The organism is Pseudomonas sp. UBA4194, assembly GCF_002379585.1.
In the GTDB taxonomy this organism is placed as follows: domain Bacteria; phylum Pseudomonadota; class Gammaproteobacteria; order Pseudomonadales; family Pseudomonadaceae; genus Aquipseudomonas.
The window spans coordinates 43,501-60,278 of the sequence record NZ_DFUE01000084.1 but is presented as its reverse complement, the minus strand read 5'-3'; the positions used below and the strand labels follow the sequence as shown (position 1 = coordinate 60,278).

Annotated in this window: 18 protein-coding genes; 10 read left to right on the top strand and 8 right to left on the bottom strand. The window is 63.3% G+C overall.

Translation table 11 applies throughout. The annotated features are described in order from the left end of the window. Positions 1 to 49: 49 nt before the first annotated feature. Complete coding sequence (locus B3397_RS20205) at positions 50 to 493, top strand: hemerythrin domain-containing protein (protein WP_296253479.1); 444 nt, start codon at positions 50 to 52, stop codon at positions 491 to 493. Positions 494 to 620: 127 nt separating this feature from the next. After that, the gene (locus B3397_RS20200) at positions 621 to 1,763 is read left to right on the top strand and encodes a M14 family metallopeptidase (RefSeq protein ID WP_296253477.1); all 1,143 of its coding nucleotides are present in this window, start codon (positions 621 to 623) and stop codon (positions 1,761 to 1,763) included. Positions 1,764 to 1,859: 96 nt separating this feature from the next. Here B3397_RS20200 and B3397_RS20195 read toward each other — a convergent pair whose 3' ends face one another. Continuing rightward, positions 1,860 to 2,396 carry a cytochrome b gene (locus B3397_RS20195; RefSeq protein WP_296253475.1) on the bottom strand — a complete coding sequence of 179 codons (537 nt, stop codon included), beginning with the start codon at positions 2,394 to 2,396 and terminating at the stop codon, positions 1,860 to 1,862. Further along, positions 2,393 to 3,460 (bottom strand): catalase family peroxidase, encoded by a 1,068-nt coding sequence (locus B3397_RS20190; protein ID WP_296253473.1) that lies wholly within the window; start codon positions 3,458 to 3,460, stop codon positions 2,393 to 2,395. The genes B3397_RS20195 and B3397_RS20190 overlap by 4 nt, the downstream gene beginning before the upstream one ends. Before the next feature lie 148 nt (positions 3,461 to 3,608). Here B3397_RS20190 and B3397_RS20185 point away from each other — a divergent pair, with 148 nt between their 5' ends. The 3 genes from B3397_RS20185 to zapE all read left to right on the top strand — a co-directional run bounded on the left by B3397_RS20185 (position 3,609) and on the right by zapE (position 6,067). Then, positions 3,609 to 4,118, top strand: a complete 510-nt coding sequence (locus B3397_RS20185) for a sigma-70 family RNA polymerase sigma factor (RefSeq protein ID WP_296253471.1) — start codon at positions 3,609 to 3,611, stop codon at positions 4,116 to 4,118. Continuing rightward, on the top strand, positions 4,115 to 4,864 hold the full coding sequence (locus B3397_RS20180) for an anti-sigma factor family protein (RefSeq protein WP_296253469.1): 750 nt from the start codon (positions 4,115 to 4,117) through the stop codon (positions 4,862 to 4,864). Before B3397_RS20185 ends, B3397_RS20180 begins: the two co-directional genes overlap by 4 nt. Positions 4,865 to 4,954: 90 nt before the next feature. Beyond that, entirely contained in the window at positions 4,955 to 6,067 is a 1,113-nt protein-coding gene (zapE, locus tag B3397_RS20175) for a cell division protein ZapE (protein ID WP_414704415.1), read from the top strand. Positions 6,068 to 6,371: 304 nt separating this feature from the next. Here the strand turns inward: zapE and B3397_RS20170 are convergent, their stop codons facing one another. After that, positions 6,372 to 6,752 carry a DUF6508 domain-containing protein gene (locus B3397_RS20170; RefSeq protein WP_296253467.1) on the bottom strand — a complete coding sequence of 127 codons (381 nt, stop codon included), beginning with the start codon at positions 6,750 to 6,752 and terminating at the stop codon, positions 6,372 to 6,374. A 326-nt stretch (positions 6,753 to 7,078) separates the two neighbouring features. Next, positions 7,079 to 8,956, bottom strand: coding sequence for a propionyl-CoA synthetase (locus tag B3397_RS20165; RefSeq protein WP_296253464.1), 1,878 nt, complete (start codon positions 8,954 to 8,956; stop codon positions 7,079 to 7,081). 157 nt (positions 8,957 to 9,113) lie between these two features. On the opposite strand from B3397_RS20165, the gene B3397_RS20160 reads away from it, so the two are divergent. Continuing rightward, positions 9,114 to 10,397, top strand: a complete 1,284-nt coding sequence (locus B3397_RS20160; protein WP_296253462.1) for a leucine-rich repeat-containing protein kinase family protein — start codon at positions 9,114 to 9,116, stop codon at positions 10,395 to 10,397. Positions 10,398 to 10,541: 144 nt separating this feature from the next. On the opposite strand, the gene B3397_RS20155 is transcribed toward B3397_RS20160, so the two are convergent. Together B3397_RS20155 and B3397_RS20150 are read right to left on the bottom strand one after the other, a co-directional pair. After that, positions 10,542 to 11,246: a YebC/PmpR family DNA-binding transcriptional regulator gene (locus B3397_RS20155; RefSeq protein ID WP_296253460.1), complete on the bottom strand. Its 705-nt coding sequence runs from the start codon at positions 11,244 to 11,246 to the stop codon at positions 10,542 to 10,544. A 112-nt stretch (positions 11,247 to 11,358) separates the two neighbouring features. Beyond that, positions 11,359 to 12,216, bottom strand: a complete 858-nt coding sequence (locus tag B3397_RS20150) for a LysR substrate-binding domain-containing protein (protein ID WP_296253458.1) — start codon at positions 12,214 to 12,216, stop codon at positions 11,359 to 11,361. A 111-nt stretch (positions 12,217 to 12,327) separates the two neighbouring features. Here B3397_RS20150 and B3397_RS20145 point away from each other — a divergent pair, with 111 nt between their 5' ends. Together B3397_RS20145 and phnX are read left to right on the top strand one after the other, a co-directional pair. Beyond that, positions 12,328 to 13,428 carry a 2-aminoethylphosphonate--pyruvate transaminase gene (locus B3397_RS20145; RefSeq protein ID WP_296253456.1) on the top strand — a complete coding sequence of 367 codons (1,101 nt, stop codon included), beginning with the start codon at positions 12,328 to 12,330 and terminating at the stop codon, positions 13,426 to 13,428. Positions 13,429 to 13,456: 28 nt separating this feature from the next. Then, on the top strand, positions 13,457 to 14,284 hold the full coding sequence (gene phnX / locus B3397_RS20140) for a phosphonoacetaldehyde hydrolase (protein ID WP_296253455.1): 828 nt from the start codon (positions 13,457 to 13,459) through the stop codon (positions 14,282 to 14,284). Between the two features lie 22 nt (positions 14,285 to 14,306). On the opposite strand, the gene B3397_RS20135 is transcribed toward phnX, so the two are convergent. Next, positions 14,307 to 14,858 carry an NADPH-dependent FMN reductase gene (locus tag B3397_RS20135; RefSeq protein ID WP_296253454.1) on the bottom strand — a complete coding sequence of 184 codons (552 nt, stop codon included), beginning with the start codon at positions 14,856 to 14,858 and terminating at the stop codon, positions 14,307 to 14,309. Positions 14,859 to 15,029: 171 nt separating this feature from the next. Between B3397_RS20135 and B3397_RS20130 the strand changes: the two genes are divergently transcribed. Next, positions 15,030 to 15,239, top strand: a complete 210-nt coding sequence (locus B3397_RS20130; RefSeq protein WP_296253452.1) for a hypothetical protein — start codon at positions 15,030 to 15,032, stop codon at positions 15,237 to 15,239. 64 nt (positions 15,240 to 15,303) lie between these two features. Then, positions 15,304 to 16,206, top strand: a complete 903-nt coding sequence (locus B3397_RS20125; RefSeq protein ID WP_296253450.1) for a LysR substrate-binding domain-containing protein — start codon at positions 15,304 to 15,306, stop codon at positions 16,204 to 16,206. Here the strand turns inward: B3397_RS20125 and B3397_RS20120 are convergent. Beyond that, entirely contained in the window at positions 16,183 to 16,743 is a 561-nt protein-coding gene (locus tag B3397_RS20120) for a GNAT family N-acetyltransferase (protein WP_296253620.1), read from the bottom strand. The two genes, B3397_RS20125 and B3397_RS20120, sit on opposite strands and share 24 nt — an antisense overlap. Positions 16,744 to 16,778: the final 35 nt, after the last annotated feature.

Here is a 16,778-nt window from a genome sequence, read left to right as displayed (position 1 = left end):
GGGTCTAGTGCAGGTAACCCCACTGGCAATAACGCAACGGAGGCTCTTGATGAATATTTTCGAAGCACTGCGCGAAAGCCATGAAAGACAACGTACTTACGCCATGGCATTGATCCAGACTCATGGTCAAAGCGAAGCTCGCGCCGAGGCTTATCAACAGCTCAAGGCAGAGCTGCATGCCCACGAGACAGCTGAGGAACGGTTTTTCTACGTACCGTTGATGGAGCACGACAACGGTGTGGATGCGAGCCGTCACGCGATCTCCGAGCACCACGAGATGGACGAGTTGATGGAGACCCTCGATCAGACCGACATGTCCAGCCCGGCGTGGTTGGCCACCGCTCGCAAGCTGTCCGAGAAGGTTCACCATCACCTGAAGGAAGAGGAACACAAGTTCTTCCAGGTGGCCGGCAAGCTGCTCAGTGAGAAGCAGAAGACCAGCCTGGCTGGCGGCTACCAGAAAGAGTATGAGGTACAGCTGGCCGAGGAGTGACCGCCTCGCCCTCGCCCACTGCGCACAGGCCTGCTGCGCGATGCCGGGTGCATCCCGTCAGGCCTGCTGTGCGCAAGCGGTTCGGTGTAAAGTGAATCCCACAAGAAACAGATACAGGACTCCTACCGTGCCTCGCTCCGCTCCCCTGATCACTGCCGATTTCGACAGCGGCAACATCGAAGTCATCGACGCCAGCGACGCCTCCCATGTGCGTCTGGCAATCCGACCCGACACCCAAAGCGCGCATTTCCAGTGGTTCCACTTCCAGGCCCAGAACCTGGAGCCGGGACAGTCCTATGGGTTTCATCTGGGTAACGCCTCACAGTCTTCCTACCCGCGCGCGTGGGACGGTTATCACGCGGTGGCCTCCTACGATCGGCAACACTGGTTCCGAGTGCCGTCACGCTTCGACGGACAGGGGCTGACGTTCAGCCTCACCGTCGAGCAACCCCAGGCCTGGTTCGCCTATTTCGAACCCTACAGTCGTGAGCGCCACGAGGCCCTGGTGATCCGCGGGCTGAACGACGCCGGGTTGCAGTTGGTGGCGGTGGGCAAGAGCTGCGATGGTCGTGAAATCCCACTGTTGCGCAAAGGCGACGGCGCACCGGGCAAGCGCAAGTTGTGGATGATCGCCCAGCAACATCCGGGCGAACACATGGCTGAATGGTTCATGGAGGGCGTGATCGAGCGCTTGCAGGGCAACGATGAGCAAATGCAAGCGTTGCTTGAGCAGGCCGACCTGTATCTGGTACCCAACATGAACCCCGATGGCGCCTTTCGCGGTCATCTGCGCACCAACGCCAAAGGCAAGGATCTCAACCGGGCCTGGCAGGATTCCAGTGCGGAGTACACACCCGAAGTGTTCTTCGTGCAGCAGCAGATGGATAAGTACGGTGTGGATCTGTTCATCGACGTGCACGGTGACGAAGAGATCCCTCACGTGTTTACGGCGGCCTGCGAGGGTAATCCGGGTTATACGCCGCGGATCGCAGACCTGGAGCAGCAGTTCCGCCAGGCGTTGTGCGCGCAGACGCCTGACTTCCAGGCGGTGCATGGCTACCTGCGTGACGAGCCCGGCCAGGCAAACATGACTTTGGCGTGCAACTCGGTGGGCGAGAAATTCGATTGTTTGGCGCTGACGCTGGAGATGCCGTTCAAGGACCACGACGACGCACCTGATCCGCACACGGGTTGGAACGGCAAGCGCTCGGCGCGGCTGGGCAAGGATGTGTTGAGTGTGTTGGCGGGGATGGTTGGCGTATTGCGGTGAAGGGTTTGTGGTGAATGGGTTGGGGATTTGGGGTGAATGGTCCCCTCACCCCAGCCCTCTCCCTGGGGGAGAGGGAGCTAGAGGTGGTGCGCGGTGTTATTGCGATCTACTGCCCCGCAACATGCTTTGCAACACCCCATCCCGACGAATCAGCCCGTGAAACAGTGCCGCCGCCAGATGCACCAACACTGTCAAAAACAACAGATATGCCAGATACCCATGGGCCTTGCGTAAAAACGCGAACGCCTGGGCATTGGCCGGCACGATGGACGGCAGCTGCAGGGAATCGCTGAGCATCACCGGGTCCCCGGCGGCGGAAATCATCGCCCAGCCCAGCAACGGCATGGCCAGCATCAACGCATAGAGCAACCAGTGTGACAGCTTGGCAGCCAGTGCCTGCACGGCGGGCAGGTCTGCCGGCAAGGGTGGCTGTTGCGTGGAGAAGCGTACCACCAGGCGAATCACCACCAGCGCCAGCAAGGCGATACCCAGGGGTTTGTGCAGATCCAGCAACCACTCGTGGCGCTCGGAAACCGACGCCACCATGCCCGCACCGATGAACAGCATGGCGATCAGCAGCACCGCCATCGACCAGTGCAACAAGCGAGCGAGTGGCGCGAAATGAGTCTTCATGGGCGTTTCTCCTGAGCGGTGTCGAGCTGATTCACTTCACTGGTGCGGCGCAGGTACGAGCTGGCGTAGGCGGCCGAGCGCGCGGCCAACAGTGGATCGTCGGACCCTTCAATGCCGGCGGGCAGTATGAGTGGGTCGTAGTTGATGTCGCGGCACTCGCCATCGCTCTGCGGCTGCGTCTTCTCCAATACCAGAGTGCCGGCGTCCAGGGTCTTGCGGCCTTCTGGCCAGGCCTTGCTGGCGTCGTTGGTGGGGTCGCCCGCTTCGGCCAGGGTGATCATCAGCTTCCAGCGCGCCGGCGCGTTGGCCAGTTGCTCGGCGAGGTCTTTTTCGAGGAAATCCTTGGCGTCCGGCGCCGGTTGCGCAGCGTCGTTCTGGTCCACCGGCACCATGCTCCAGCGCACGGGATGGCGCTGCCCCGCCTTGTCCACCAGGTTGAAGGCGTTGACGCTGTTGTAGCTTTGGGTGACGTAGCTGGCCGACGGTTTGGCGGTCTTCACCCAGGCCAGGAACGGCGCGCTTTCAGGATGCCCGGCGAAGAACTGTTGCACCGCACCCGGCACCGGCTTGCCCGTGGCCGGGTCAGGGGTATTGGCCTGTTGCAGCTGAGCGAACGCTTCCACTGTGCCTACGGGGAACAGCGGCATGCTGTTCATGCCGGTGCGCCACTGTTGGCCATCGGCCTGCTTAAAGCGCAGACCCATGCTGCGGATCGGCGCGGCGGTATCCGGCGCGTAGGGGTTGCCTGGGGGAATGGCCAGGCGCCCGACCACTGGCGTGCGCGCCGCGCTGAACACCGTCGCCTTGGAGAACGGCCGGGCCTGGTCGGTGGGTTCGAAATAGCCGACCACACACACGCCCTTGGCATGATTGCGGCGGTAGCCGGGATGCACGCCGTTGTTCTTTTCCAGCCCGTCGACCAACCGATCGGGTGTGATACGGCCAGGGTCCAGCGTACCGTTGACGTAGGCGAAGGCGCCGGCCGCGGCGGCCACCACCAGCGCGATGGCGCCCAGGCGCAGGACTTTCTGGGCGGGGCTCAGTGAAGGGGGTGTCTCAGGCATCAGGTTGCTCCAGGGCACAGGGCCGTTGGCGGTAGGTGCTATGGGACGAACGTAGTGGCGGTTTATTCCCGAACTATTTTTTCCGGCCGTGGAATAATCTCGCCCAGCAAGCGTCTTGCTCATCCAGCCCCCTCATCCACAGGCCGCCATGACCGAACTCGACGATGCACTGCGCGAGCTGCTGCCCAGGCTGCGGCGCTTTGCTGTTTCCCTGACTCGGGAGCCCAGCAGCGCCGACGACCTGGTGCAGAACGCTCTGGAAAAGGCCTTGGCGGGCTGGGGCCAGAAGCGCGAACACGGCGACCTCCGCGCCTGGCTGTTCGCCATCCTCTACCGGCAGTTCGTCGATGGCCACCGGCGGTCACGGCGCTACGCGCGCATGCTCGAGTTCTTCACCGGCCGCGACGACGCCCAGCCCTCCACCGAGCGTAGCGTGCTGGCGCAGTCAGCCCTGCAGGCCTTCGACAAGCTCACCGCCGAGCAGCGTGCGTTGCTGTTCTGGGTGTCCATCGAAGGCCTGAGCTACAAGGAGGTAGCGGCCATCCTGGAGGTGCCGGTGGGTACGGTGATGTCGCGACTCTCGCGAGCCCGCCAAGCCCTGCGTCAGTTCAGCGACGGTGAAATCGTTGCCAGCCCTATCTTGCGGATATTGAAATGATCAGCCTGCCCCCCTCCGAACATGACCTGCACGCCTATGTCGATCATCGGCTGGACGCCCAGGACCGCCTGCGCCTGGAAACCTGGCTGGCCAGCCACCCGGCCGAGTCCGCGCAAGTCAGGGCTTGGCAGCAGGATGCCCAGCATCTGCGCGCGGCTCTGGGCGATGGCCTGCAACGCCGAGCCAACCCGGCGCTGGACCCGACCAGCATTCGTCGCGGCCTGCGTCAGCGCCGCTACAAAGGCTACGCCAGCGCGGCGATGCTGGTGCTCGCGCTGGGCATCGGCGGCATGGGTGGCTGGCAGGTGCGGGAAATGACCCTCGCCCATACCGCCCCCATGACGGACGCCTTGCAGGCCTATCGCATGTTTGCCAGTCAGGATTTCCTGCCCGCCGATTACCGACCGGGGTCCAGCCGTGACCTGCAAGGCTGGCTGGACCGGCGCTTCAGCCGCGCCGAACGCCTGCCCGACCTCAGCAGCGCAGGGTTCACTCCGACCAGCGCGCGGCTGATGAGCACTGAGCAAGGCCCCGCCGCGATGGTGCTCTATCAGGCCGCCGATGGCCGGCGGATGACGTTCTACATTCGCCCGCCGGGAGAAGGCAATCGCCTGCTACCCCGCGGCCAGCGCCGCGATGGTGAGTTGCAAGCGGCGTACTGGTCGGGCCCGGGGTACAACTATGCCGTGGTCAGCGTCGCGGGTGATCCCGCTGCGGGCCTGGTGCAGCAGGCCATTGGTATCTGACGACACTGGCTGGCAGGAGACTTGACCGATCAGTTACATTGGCGCCCGTGAATTCGCCAGCGCAGAGTCTCTGGTCATGAGGAGCTTCAGTTGACTGCCACGCCACCCGGAAAAGCCTGGTTCAAACGCTTGGCCAAACGTGTTCGGCCCGCCCCTGAAAACGGCAGTGCCCGTGCTGTGCAGCAGTGGTTCGACACCCGGGCAGCGCAACTGGGGTACACCCTCAGCGAGGGTCAGCAGCGGGTCATCGCAAGCATGGTCGAGCGCGTCGAACCCTTGCTCGACACGGCCCAGACACCGCGCAGCCTGTACCTGTACGGCGCGGTCGGAAGGGGCAAGAGCTGGCTGCTCGATGGCTTCTTCCAGGCCACGCCGCTGACTGAAAAGCGCCGGCTGCATTTCCACGATTTCTTCGCCCAGCTGCATCAGGGCATGTTTCGCCATCGAGCCGAGCACGACCCGCTGGAGACCACCCTGGACGAGTTGCTCGAAGGCTGTCGCCTACTGTGCTTCGACGAGTTTCATGTGCACGATATTGGCGACGCGATGCTGATCACCCGCCTGTTCAAGGCGTTGTTCGCCAGGGGCATCCTGCTGGTGGTGACCTCCAACTACCCGCCCGAAGGCCTGTTGCCCAACCCGCTGTACCATGAGCGCTTCCTGCCGGTGATCAAGCTGATCACCTCCAGCATGCAGGTGCTGGAGGTGGGCGGCGCCACCGACTATCGCAGCCAGCCGCAAGCCGTCTCGCAACAACGCTTTACCCGCGGCCATTACGTGTGGCCCGGCAGCGCCGAGCAACGCGCGGCCCTGGCACTGCCACCCGCAGGCGGACCGCCATTCGCACTGACCGTAGGCAACCGCCAACTGCGTGCGCGCATGAGCACGGGCGAACGTGTGCATTTTCAGTTCGACGATATCTGCGAGCAGCCCACGGCGGTGATCGACTACCTGGCGCTGTGCCGACGCTTCGATGTATGGATCATCGACCAACTCCCCCTGCTCGACGATTGCTCGACCGCCGTGCAACAGCGGTTCATCAACCTGATCGACGTGCTGTACGACCAGGACAAACAGCTGATCCTGGTGGGCGAGCGCCCATTGAGCGAGAGCCTGGCGGGCGAGGCGATCGATTTGATGCGCACGCGGAGTCGGTTGGGGCAGTTGGGGGAGATGGGGGGGATAGTGCTGTATTTGCGGTGAATGGTCCCCTCACCCCAGCCCTCTCCCTGAGGGAGAGGGAGCCGTACGGAGGTGTTGCGGCGGCACGCGATCCGCTTTTAGCTCCCTCTCCCCAGGGAGAGGGAGCCGTACGGAGGTGTTGCGGCTGAACGCGATCCGCTTTTAGCTCCCTCTCCCCCAGGGAGAGGGAGCCGTACGGAGGCGTTGCGGCTGAACGCGATCCGCTTTTAGCTCCCTCTCCCCCAGGGAGAGGGCTGGGGTGAGGGGACCATTCACCACAAATCCCCCCCCGCCCAAGCCTCCCCAAACAACCCACCCAGCACCTCTACAATCGCGCACGCAACTCCACCAACCGCAACCGCGCCTGCTCCAGGTACCCCGACCTTAGAATATCCAGCAGATGGCCCTGACAGGCTTGATCCAAACAGATATGCGCCGCCATCAGCGCCCGCCAGCGACCCAGGCTGGCTCTTTCAAGCTTCGCCGGGTCCATGAGCGCCGCACCATGGGTAAATCCCTTTCGCCAGTTGAATGCTCGCAATAAGTCCGTGGTTTGCACCGCCTCGTGGAACACTTCCAAGGCCCTATACACCGCCGGGCTATCGTAAGGCTCATGTGCCAGCGAGGTGCAGTCGGGCCACGCGCGCAGAAGAACGTCGAGTGTTTCGGTTGACGGCGCAGCCAAGGTAAAGAAGGTCGAGGTCATTGTGGGTGATCGCAGGCTTGGGAGTCGCTTGGAACTTGCGCAGTAACGGTGCACTGGCAAGTACTTGCTGAAGACCCAGACAAGTGTGCTGAGGTTAATGGGGATGGTCAATTAATCAAGTAAACGGACAGTAATATTCATAGTTGCTGGGGGGTGTAAGTATTTATTCACGGGTGGGTAGTTGATTAGAGGGATTTTGGATGGGTGGTGGATGGTCCCCTCACCCCAGCCCTCTCCCTGAGGGAGAGGGAGCACATCGCATCTAGCCTCAACACCTTGTCATGGCGATCTGGGAGCGTTGGGCGAGGGCGTCATCCATCGCCCCTCTACCCCACCTTGAGCACCTGCGCTATCTCCTCCAATATCAGCGGATCATCGATCGTCGACGGCGCTGCAAACGCCTCACCCGTGGCAATCTTGCGCAACACCCCGCGCAAAATCTTCCCGGACCGGGTCTTGGGCAAACGCTTGACCACCCTCACCCGCTGGAAGCACGCCAGGGCGCCAATCTGTTCACGCACCCGCGCCACCAACTCGGCCTGCAACTGCGCCGCGTCGACGCCGGCGCCGTCCTTGAGCACCACCAATGCCATGGGCACCTGCCCTTTGATCTCATCGTTGACGCCGATTACCGCGCACTCGGCCACCGCTGGGTGCTGCGCCACCAGGTCTTCCATTTCCCCCGTCGACAACCGGTGGCCCGAGACATTGATCACGTCGTCGGTGCGGCCCATGATGTAAACGAAGCCTTGTTCATCCAGGTAGCCCCCGTCGCCGGTGTGGTAATAGCCCGGAAAGGTCGTCAGATAAGCGTGCAGATAGCGCGGGTGATCGCCCCACAAGGTCTGGCTGCAACCGGGCGGCAGGGGCAGGGCAATGACGATGGAGCCCTGCTCCCCCGCCCCGAGCAGACGTCCTGCCTCATCCACGACCTGCACGTTGTAACCGGGCACCGCATGATTGCTGGAGCCGCGCCGCGAGACCGAACCAGGCAAACCTTCACAAGGCGCAGTCACGGGCCAGCCGGTTTCGGTCTGCCACCAATGGTCGTGCACCGGTTTGCCCGTCGTTTCCTCAAGCCATTGGTGTGTGCTGGAGTCGAGTTTCTCGCCGGCCAGAAACAATTGGCGCAGGCTGCTCAAATCGTATTGGCGCAGCAATTCCCCATGGGGATCTTCCTTGCGGATCGCACGCATGGCCGTGGGCGCGCAGAATAAGGCGTTGACCTGGTACTGCTCGACAATGCGCCAATAGCTGCCGGCGTCCGGTGTGCGGATCGGTTTACCTTCGTAGAGCACGCTGGTGCAGCCGCACATCAGTGGCCCATAGACGATCAGCGAATGCCCCACGACCCAGCCGACATCGGAAATTCCCCACCACACATCACCCGCCGCCATGCCGTAGATCTTCTCCAGGGTAAACATCAGCGCAACGGCGTTGCCGCCGTTTTCCCGCACGATGCCCTTGGGTTTGCCCGTGGTGCCGGAGGTGTACATGATGTACAGCGGGTCGCCACTGGCCAGCTCCACCGGTCCCACCTGCTCGGCGCCGTCCAGCTGCTGGTGCCAGTCCAGATCGCGCCCGGGCTGCAGCGAGGCCTGCGCTTGGGGACGCTGCAGCACCAGCACCTGCTCGGGCGGGTAGTGCGCCAGGGCCAAGGCCTTGTCCACCAACGGTTTGTATTCGATGACACGGTCGAACTCCAGCCCGCAGGAGGCGGTAAGCAGCAACACCGGCCGGCAGTCGTCGATGCGCAGCGCCAGCTCGTTGGGCGCGAAGCCACCGAACACCACCGAATGCACGGCACCGATTCGGGCGCAGGCAAGCATGGCCACGGCCGCCTCCGGCACCATGGGCATATAGATGATCACCGCGTCGCCTTTGCTCACACCCAGGCGCTGGAACACCTGCGCCAACTTCGCGACTTCATCGCGCAGCTGGGTGTAGGTGAAGCGTTGCTGTACTCCGGTAACCGGCGAATCGTAGATCAGGGCCGTCTGCTCGCCCAGGCCACGCTCGATCTGCAGGTCCAGGCACAGGTAGCTGGTGTTGAGGCGGCCGTCGGCAAACCACTCGTGGGTGCCATCGGCCTTTTCCTGGAGGATGCTGGTAGGGCTGTGGTACCAGGCCACGGCTTTGGCCTGCTCGGCCCAGAACGCCGCGGGATCGGCTATTGAATGCTCGTACGCTTGCTGGTAGTTCATCGGCATCGGACCCTGGTTTGTTGTTATTGAAGGGCGAGCGTTGAGTATGGTCGGGGTTGGCGACGCCGCCACGCGACCAAGGTCGAAAGTTGCGCGTGGCCACGGGGCTGCGAGCCGTTATCATGGCCGTCGCGATTTCACTGATATGGCTGCTGCTATGGATACCCTCGCCTTGCTCAAAGCTGGCCAACTGGCCGGCGCCACCCGTCTGGACCTGGCCTGCGGCCTGACCGAATTTCCGTCGGAAATCTTCAGCCTGGCGGACACGCTGGAGGTGCTCAATCTGAGCGGCAACGCCCTGACCACCCTGCCCGATGACCTGCACCGTCTGCACAAGCTCAAGGTGCTGTTCTGCTCCGACAATCCGTTCACCGAGTTGCCGGCGTGCATCGGCCAGTGCCAGGCGCTGACCATGGTGGGATTCAAGGCCAACCGTATCGAGCACGTTCCGGCAGCCGCCCTGCCGCCCCATCTGCGCTGGCTGATCCTCACCGACAATCGCATCGAGCAGTTGCCCGATGCGCTGGGCGATTGCCGGGCGATGCAGAAGCTGATGCTGTCGGGCAACCGCTTGCGCGCGCTGCCGGACAGCCTGGCGCGCCTGGAAAACCTGGAGCTGCTGCGGCTGTCCGCCAATCGTCTGGAGCGCCTGCCGGAGGGGTTGCTGCAACTGCCGCGCCTGGCCTGGCTGGCGTATGCCGGCAATCCCATGAGCGAGGCCTTCAGCACCCCTCATACCGACGGCGTGCGCGGTGAAATTGCCTGGGATCGACTGCAACTGAGCCAGCGCCTGGGCGAAGGCGCTTCGGGGGTGATCCAGCAGGCGCTGCTGGACGCCGATCAGCCTGTGGCGGTCAAGCTGTACAAAGGGGCGATGACCAGCGATGGCTCGCCGCTCAATGAAATGAGCGCGTGTATCGCCGCCGGCGAACATGCACAGCTGATAAAGGTGCTGGGACGTCTGAGCGGTCATCCCGTCGGTACCGCTGGGTTGGTGATGGCGTTGATCGACCCTTCGTTCAGCAACCTGGCCGGGCCACCGAGCCTGGCTTCCTGCACCCGCGACGTCTACCCGGCGGACACCCGGTTCAGCACCGAATCGGCCTTGCGCCTGGTGCGCGGCCTGGCCTCGGTAGGTGCTCACTTGCACGAGCGCGGTATCAATCACGGTGACTTCTACGCCCACAACGTATTGTGGCGCGAGAGCGGCGAGTGCCTGTTCGGTGATTTCGGCGGGGCGTCGTTCTATCCGGGCGACGAGGGTGAAGTGTCGCGCGCGCTGCAACGGATCGAAGTGCGGGCGTTCGGTCTGTTGCTCGAAGAGGTGTTGCAACGCTGCGATGGGGTGGATGAAGCGCTGTGGGCGCTGCAACGCGAGTGCGTGCAGCCGGAGGTGCTGGCCCGACCCTCGTTTGTGCAGATCAGTCAGAGATTGATGTAGCCAGGGCCGGCCCCATCGCGGGTAGAACCCGCTCCCACAGGGGGGGCTGTGGGATCAGGGACCCCCTCCAGCATCCAGCAGCCACGCGCACTCCTGTGGGAGCGGGTTCTACCCGCGATGGGGCCCGCATTGACAACCGATCAATCAGCCCGCCAAACCCACATACACGTTCTGCACATCATCGTTCTCGTCGATGGCTTCCAGGAATGCCTCGACCTCAGCCAACTGAGTCTCGTCGCTCAAGGTCACCGGATTCTTCGGCACGTAACCGATCTTCGCCGACACCACGGTAAACCCCTGGGCCGGCAACGCCTTGCAAACGGCATCCAGGTCAGTGATTTCGGTCAGGAACAGAAAGGCACCTTCCTCGCCCTCTTCCACTTCCTGGGCACCGGATTCGATGGCCGCTTCGTCGGCATCGACTTCGGCCGAATCGGGTGTCGCCTCGATCATGCCGTAGTGGTTGAAGTCCCATGACACCGAACCCTCGGCGCCCAGGGTGCCCTTGCGGAACAGTACGCGGATCTGCGAGACGGTGCGATTGACGTTGTCGGTCAGGCACTCGACGATTACCGGCACCTGATGCGGCGCGAAGCCTTCGTACTTGACCAGGGTGTAGTTGACGGCATCACCGCCGATCCCCGCGCCCTTCTTGATTGCGCGCTCCAGGGTTTCGCGGGTCATCGAGGCTTTTTTCGCCTGCTCGATCACCAGGCGCAAGCGCGCGTTGGTGTCCGGATCGGTGCCGGATCGCGCGGCGATCGAGATTTCCTTGGACAGCTTGCCGAAGATACGCCCCTTGGCGTTGGCTGCTGCTTCGCGATGTTTAGCTTTCCACTGTGCGCCCATTTACCCGCTCTCTTGTTCGCTTGCCCATGCACGGGCCGATGGCTGCCCGCGCTTTGCCGGCCAGTTTACCCGCGCGCCGCGCATCGATCGACCAAAATGTCAGGCTGGGGCGCTACACATCCTCGGCCAGATCCATGAACGCGGCGATCAGGCGCAGCTCCCGGCGTCGCTCCAGGCAACCCATCATGTGCTGATTGACCAAGCCCGCACCGACGATCGGCACGGCCACCACCCGCGGATCGTGGCTGAGCTCGACCGAGGAAACGATGCCCAGGCCCAGATCGGCGGCCACGGCCTCGGTGACTGCTTCCCGACTGTCCAGCTCGAGCAGTACCCGTGGCTGGACCGCGGCCACCCGACAGGCCTGATCGAAGGTGCGGCGGGTGATCGACGTGGGCTCGCGCAGCACCATGATCTGCTGATCGAGCTGCTTGAGATCGATACGTTTGCCTGCCAAAGGGTGGCCGGCCGGCACCAGGGCGCAGATCTGCGACGGCGTCATGGCCTGCAAGTGCAGCCCCTTGCGCGGTTCCACCTCGGTCATCACCGCCACATCGGCATGCTCCGAAAGCAGTGCGGCCAGGGTCTCCTGGGCATTGCCCAGTCGTAGATTGACGGTAATGCCAGGGTAGCGGCTGCGCAATCTGGCCAGCATCGGCATGACGCGATGGGGCCCATCGGCGGCGACTTCCAGACGCCCGGTGAGCAACTGCCGGTTGGCCTCCAGCAACGCCCGCGCTTCTTCGGCCAGGCCAAACATCGAGCGCGTGATGGCGGCCAGTCGGCTGCCCTGCTCGGTCAGCTCGACCCGCCGAGCGGTGCGCCGCAACAGTGTGATCTGATAGTGCTCCTCCAACGCCTTGACGTGGCCCGTTACCGCCGGCTGGCTGATGAACAGGCGCTCGGCAGCACGGGTAAAGCTGCCCTCGCGAGCGACGGCATCGAACGCTCGCAACTGAAAAAGATTCATGGGTATCGGCCCGACTTATGGCTGGCATCAGAACAAGCAATTTGAATGATGGTTCGCGCAATTGCAACCTAGGCCCCGTACGTTCAACCCGACGCTGCCAAGGAACCCACCATGAGTAACGCCCCGATCCTGTTGACGCCAGGCCCCCTGACCACATCGTCGCGCACCCGTCAGGCAATGAGAGTGGATTGGGGCTCATGGGATACCGACTTCAACCGGCTCACCGCCAGCGTCTGCGAGCAACTGCTGGCCATCGCCAACGCTGCGCACAGTCATCACTGCATCCCGCTGCAGGGCAGCGGCACCTTCGCCGTGGAAGCGGCCATCGGCACCCTGGTGCCCCGGGACGGCAAGGTGCTGGTACTGATCAACGGCGCCTACGGCCAGCGCCTGGCGAAGATCTGCGAGGTGCTGGGGCGGGATTTCCGTACCTTCGAAACCGCCGAGGACCTGCCTGTCACCGCTGCAGACGTCGAGCGCCTGCTCAACGGCGACCCGCACATCACCCACGTCGCCCTGATCCACTGTGAAACCAGCACCGGCATTCTCAACCCGCTGGCGCAGATCGCCGAGCGTGTGGCGCGTCACGGCAAACGACTGATCATCGATGCCATGAGCTCGTTCGGCGCCTTGCCGATCGACGCCAGCCAACTGCCCTTCGATGCTTTGATCGCAGCGTCGGGCAAATGCCTGGAGGGCGTTCCCGGCATGGGCTTCGTGCTTGCCCGCAAAGCCTCGCTGGCAGCCGCTGAAGGCAGCAGCCACTCCCTGGCCCTGGACCTGCACGATCAATACCGCTACATGGCCCGCACCGGCCAGTGGCGCTTTACCCCACCCACCCATGTGGTCGCCGCCCTGCACGAGGCTCTGGCCCAGTACGCCGAGCAAGGCGGCCTGGCTGCGCGCCAGCAGCGCTACGCCGAAAACTGTCAGAGCCTGCTTCAGGGGATGGCCGCGCTGGGGCTGCGCAGCTTTCTTCCCGAGGCTATCCAGGCGCCCATCATCGTGACCTTCCACGCCCCGGACAGCCCCCACTACCAGTTCCGGGACTTCTACGAACGGGTCAAGCTCAAGGGCTACATCCTCTACCCCGGCAAGCTGACCCAAGTGGAAACCTTCCGCGTGGGCTGCATCGGTTGTGTCGACAGCCAGGCCATGCAGGCGGCAGTGCAGGCCATCGGCACCGCGCTGCGTGACATGCAAGCCCTCTGATTTCTCCCCTCTTACAGGTATCGGTGACATGAACTACAGCAACCCGAACAAGACCCAGGCGGTGATTCTCGATTGGGCAGGCACCGTGGTGGATTTCGGCTCCTTCGCGCCCACGCAGATTTTCGTCGAAGCCTTCGCCGAATTCGACGTCCAGGTGTCAATCGAGGAGGCCCGCGGGCCGATGGGGATGGGCAAATGGGACCATATACGTGCCTTGTGCGATGTCCCGGCCATCAGCGCGCGCTATCGCCAGGCCTTTGGGCGGCTGCCGACCGACGAGGATGTCACCGCCATCTACAACCGCTTCATGCCGTTGCAGATCGACAAGATCGCCACCCACTCAGCGCTGATTCCCGGCGCCCTGGACACCATCAAGCGTCTGCGCGAGCAAGGTCTGAAGATCGGTTCGTGCTCCGGCTACCCCAGTGTGGTGATGCAGAAGGTCGTGCAGTTGGCGGCGCAGAATGGTTACGTGGCTGACCACGTCGTGGCGACCGATGAGGTGCCGAACGGCCGACCCTGGCCAGCACAGGCCCTGGCCAACGTGATCGCTCTGGGCATTGAAGACGTTGCCGCCTGCGTCAAGGTCGACGATACCGTGCCGGGCATACTCGAAGGCCGCCGTGCGGGGATGTGGACGGTGGCGCTGGTGTGTTCGGGCAACGCGCTGGGCTTGACCTACGAAGGCTACCGGGCGCTGGACACCGAGACACTGGCCGGCGAGCGCCAACGCATTCACGCCCTGTTCGAAGGTTCTCGACCCCATTACCTGATCGACACCCTCAACGACTTGCCCCAGGTGATCGCCGACATCGACCGACGGCTGGCGGCCGGGGAGATGCCGCAGGGGGTGTGAAGAGGGTGGCGAAGGACCTGAGTCAGGCCAGTTTGGTTACCCAGGCCGCGTAGGCATCGATGAAGCCTTGCAGGAATGGCCGGCTTTTTTCGACCACTTCGCCGTTCTCGTCGAACAACGCACCGGCCTGTCCCAGGTAGGCCTCGGGCTGCTGCATCATCGGTACGTCGAGAAACACCATCGATTGACGCAGATGCTGGTTGGCGCCAAAGCCACCGACCGCCCCCGGCGAAACGCTGATGACCGCGCCCGGCTTCTTGTTGAAATGGCTCTGGCCGTAAGGGCGAGAGCCTACATCGATGGCATTTTTCAGCGCACCGGGCACCGAGCGGTTGTACTCAGGCGTCACGAACAGCACCGCGTCGGCGGCCTGCAGGGCTTGGCGAAACGTGGTGTAGGCCGCCGGAGGGTTTACGTCGATGTCTTCGTTGTAGAGCGGCAGGTCGCCGATCTCGACGATCTGCAGCTGCACATTCGCCGGAGCCATCGCCGCCAGCGCCAGGGCCACCTTGCGGTTGAGCGATTCCTTGCGCAGGCTGCCGACCAATACCGCTACCGAATAGACCTTGCTCATCGTGTGATCCCGTTTTCGCTGAAAGAGGGTTTATTTATAGATGAAAGCGCCCCGCTTGTCCGCTACCCCGCCGCTGCGCATTTTTTTATCGCGCCGGCAAAACTACCTGATTGATCAGGGGTCTACACAGCCATCGCGACACACGTAACTTATTCAGAGGTTGTAAATAAAATGGCTGCAGTCATGGTTGGGCAATTTCATGCACGAGACGCGGAAGGCCGCATCTATCCGGTGCATGAGTTTCAGGAGTCCCAGCCCGAAGTCGCTGGCAACCCGCCGGTCACCACCTACAAGCTGGCCATTGGCGATCGCGTGAACCACTTGGGTGACGATCGCTTCATGCTGGTAGGCAGCGGTGTGGAAATCGTCCGCATTCCTTGACCGTGCATCCGCGCGTTTGCGGTAGCATGCCAGCCGAGCCCTCTAAAGCAGGCACGGAACCGGCATGAGACTGCGCCACATCGAAGCGATCCAGGCGATCCTGCACACGGGCGACCTCAAAGGGGCCGCCCAGCTCCTGGACATCGCGCCCGATACCCTGGAAACCACCTTGCAACATGCCGAAGGTCAATTGGGCTTTCTGCTGTTCGCCCGCGTGCGCGGCAAATTCCAACCCACCCCCGAGACCCTCAGCCTGCAAGGCGAAATCGCTACGTTGCAGGAACAACTCGACCGCCTGCAGCGGTTGGCCGATGGCCTGCGCGAACATCAGGATGCCGCCCTGCGCGTGCTCTGTACCGCTTCGCTCGCCCAGCAATTGCTGCCCCAGAGCGTGGCCGCCCTGCGCCGCCGCTTTCGCGAAACGCCCTGCACGTTGGCCGCGCACACCACCCGCGACATCGTGCGCAGCCTGCTGCTGCATGAAGCTGACCTGGGTATCAGCCTGCACCGCCCTGAACACCCGTCGATCCATGCCCAGCCACTGGCCCAGGGCAAGCTGCAATTGCTGGCGCCACATGGCTGGCTGTCCGCCCGGCACAAGTACATCGCCCTGCACGAACTGGCAGGGCAAGCGATGATCGGGCTGGAAGGGGAAGATCCGCTCAGCCTGGTACTGGATCACAAGCTGCAATCGCTCAACCCCGCACCCCGCGTGCAAACCCGCGTGCAGACCTATCAGATGATGCGCAGCATGGTGGAAGCCGGAGAAGGCCTGGCGATTGTGGACCCGTTCACGGCCTTCGGCGCGCGCGCCGCGGGATTGGATACCTGTCCCATCTCCCCTGCCGTGCCGGTGACCCTGTATGCCTTGACGCTGGAATCGGTACCTCCCTCGCCGGCATTGAAGACGCTCCTGGAAATCATCGGCGAAAAAGCCGAATTGCTACTGCTCGCTCCCCGCGAATAGCAGGTACCAGAAGATAGCGGTCTCCCGGCTGGTAGCGTCGATCGCCCGATAGCGCAGGTTGTCGATACCGCCGAGCTGAAAGCCGTAATCCTCGTAGAGCAGACAGGCCCCACGATTGTTGTTCTGGGTTTCCAGCATGATGCCGGGCAGGTTGCGCTTGAGCGCCCAGAACCGCGCGACGTCCAGCAAGGCTCTGGCCACGCCCCGGCGACGTGCAGAAGCGTCTACGGCCAGTTCGTCGACATGGGCGTAATTGTTCCAGTGCGCACTGACCACCACATGCCCGACCGGCTGCTCATCCAACCAGGCGACAAAGATCGCACCGCTGGCGCCGGGTTGCAGGTAGGCACGGAACTCCCCAGGGTCGATGCCATAGTGTTTCTGATAAGGCGTCACGGAGGTGACCGGCCACTGGCTTACCGGCAGGCCGAAGGTCGGGGAGACGTAGCCTTGGACCTGGACGCTGAAATCGCTGTTCAGCACGTAGGGGGCGAAGCGGGCGTCGGCCAGGAGGATGGTAGGTGGGCGGCTGGTCAAGTGGTCAGGCTCCTGGGTCGGTGGTGAATGGTCCC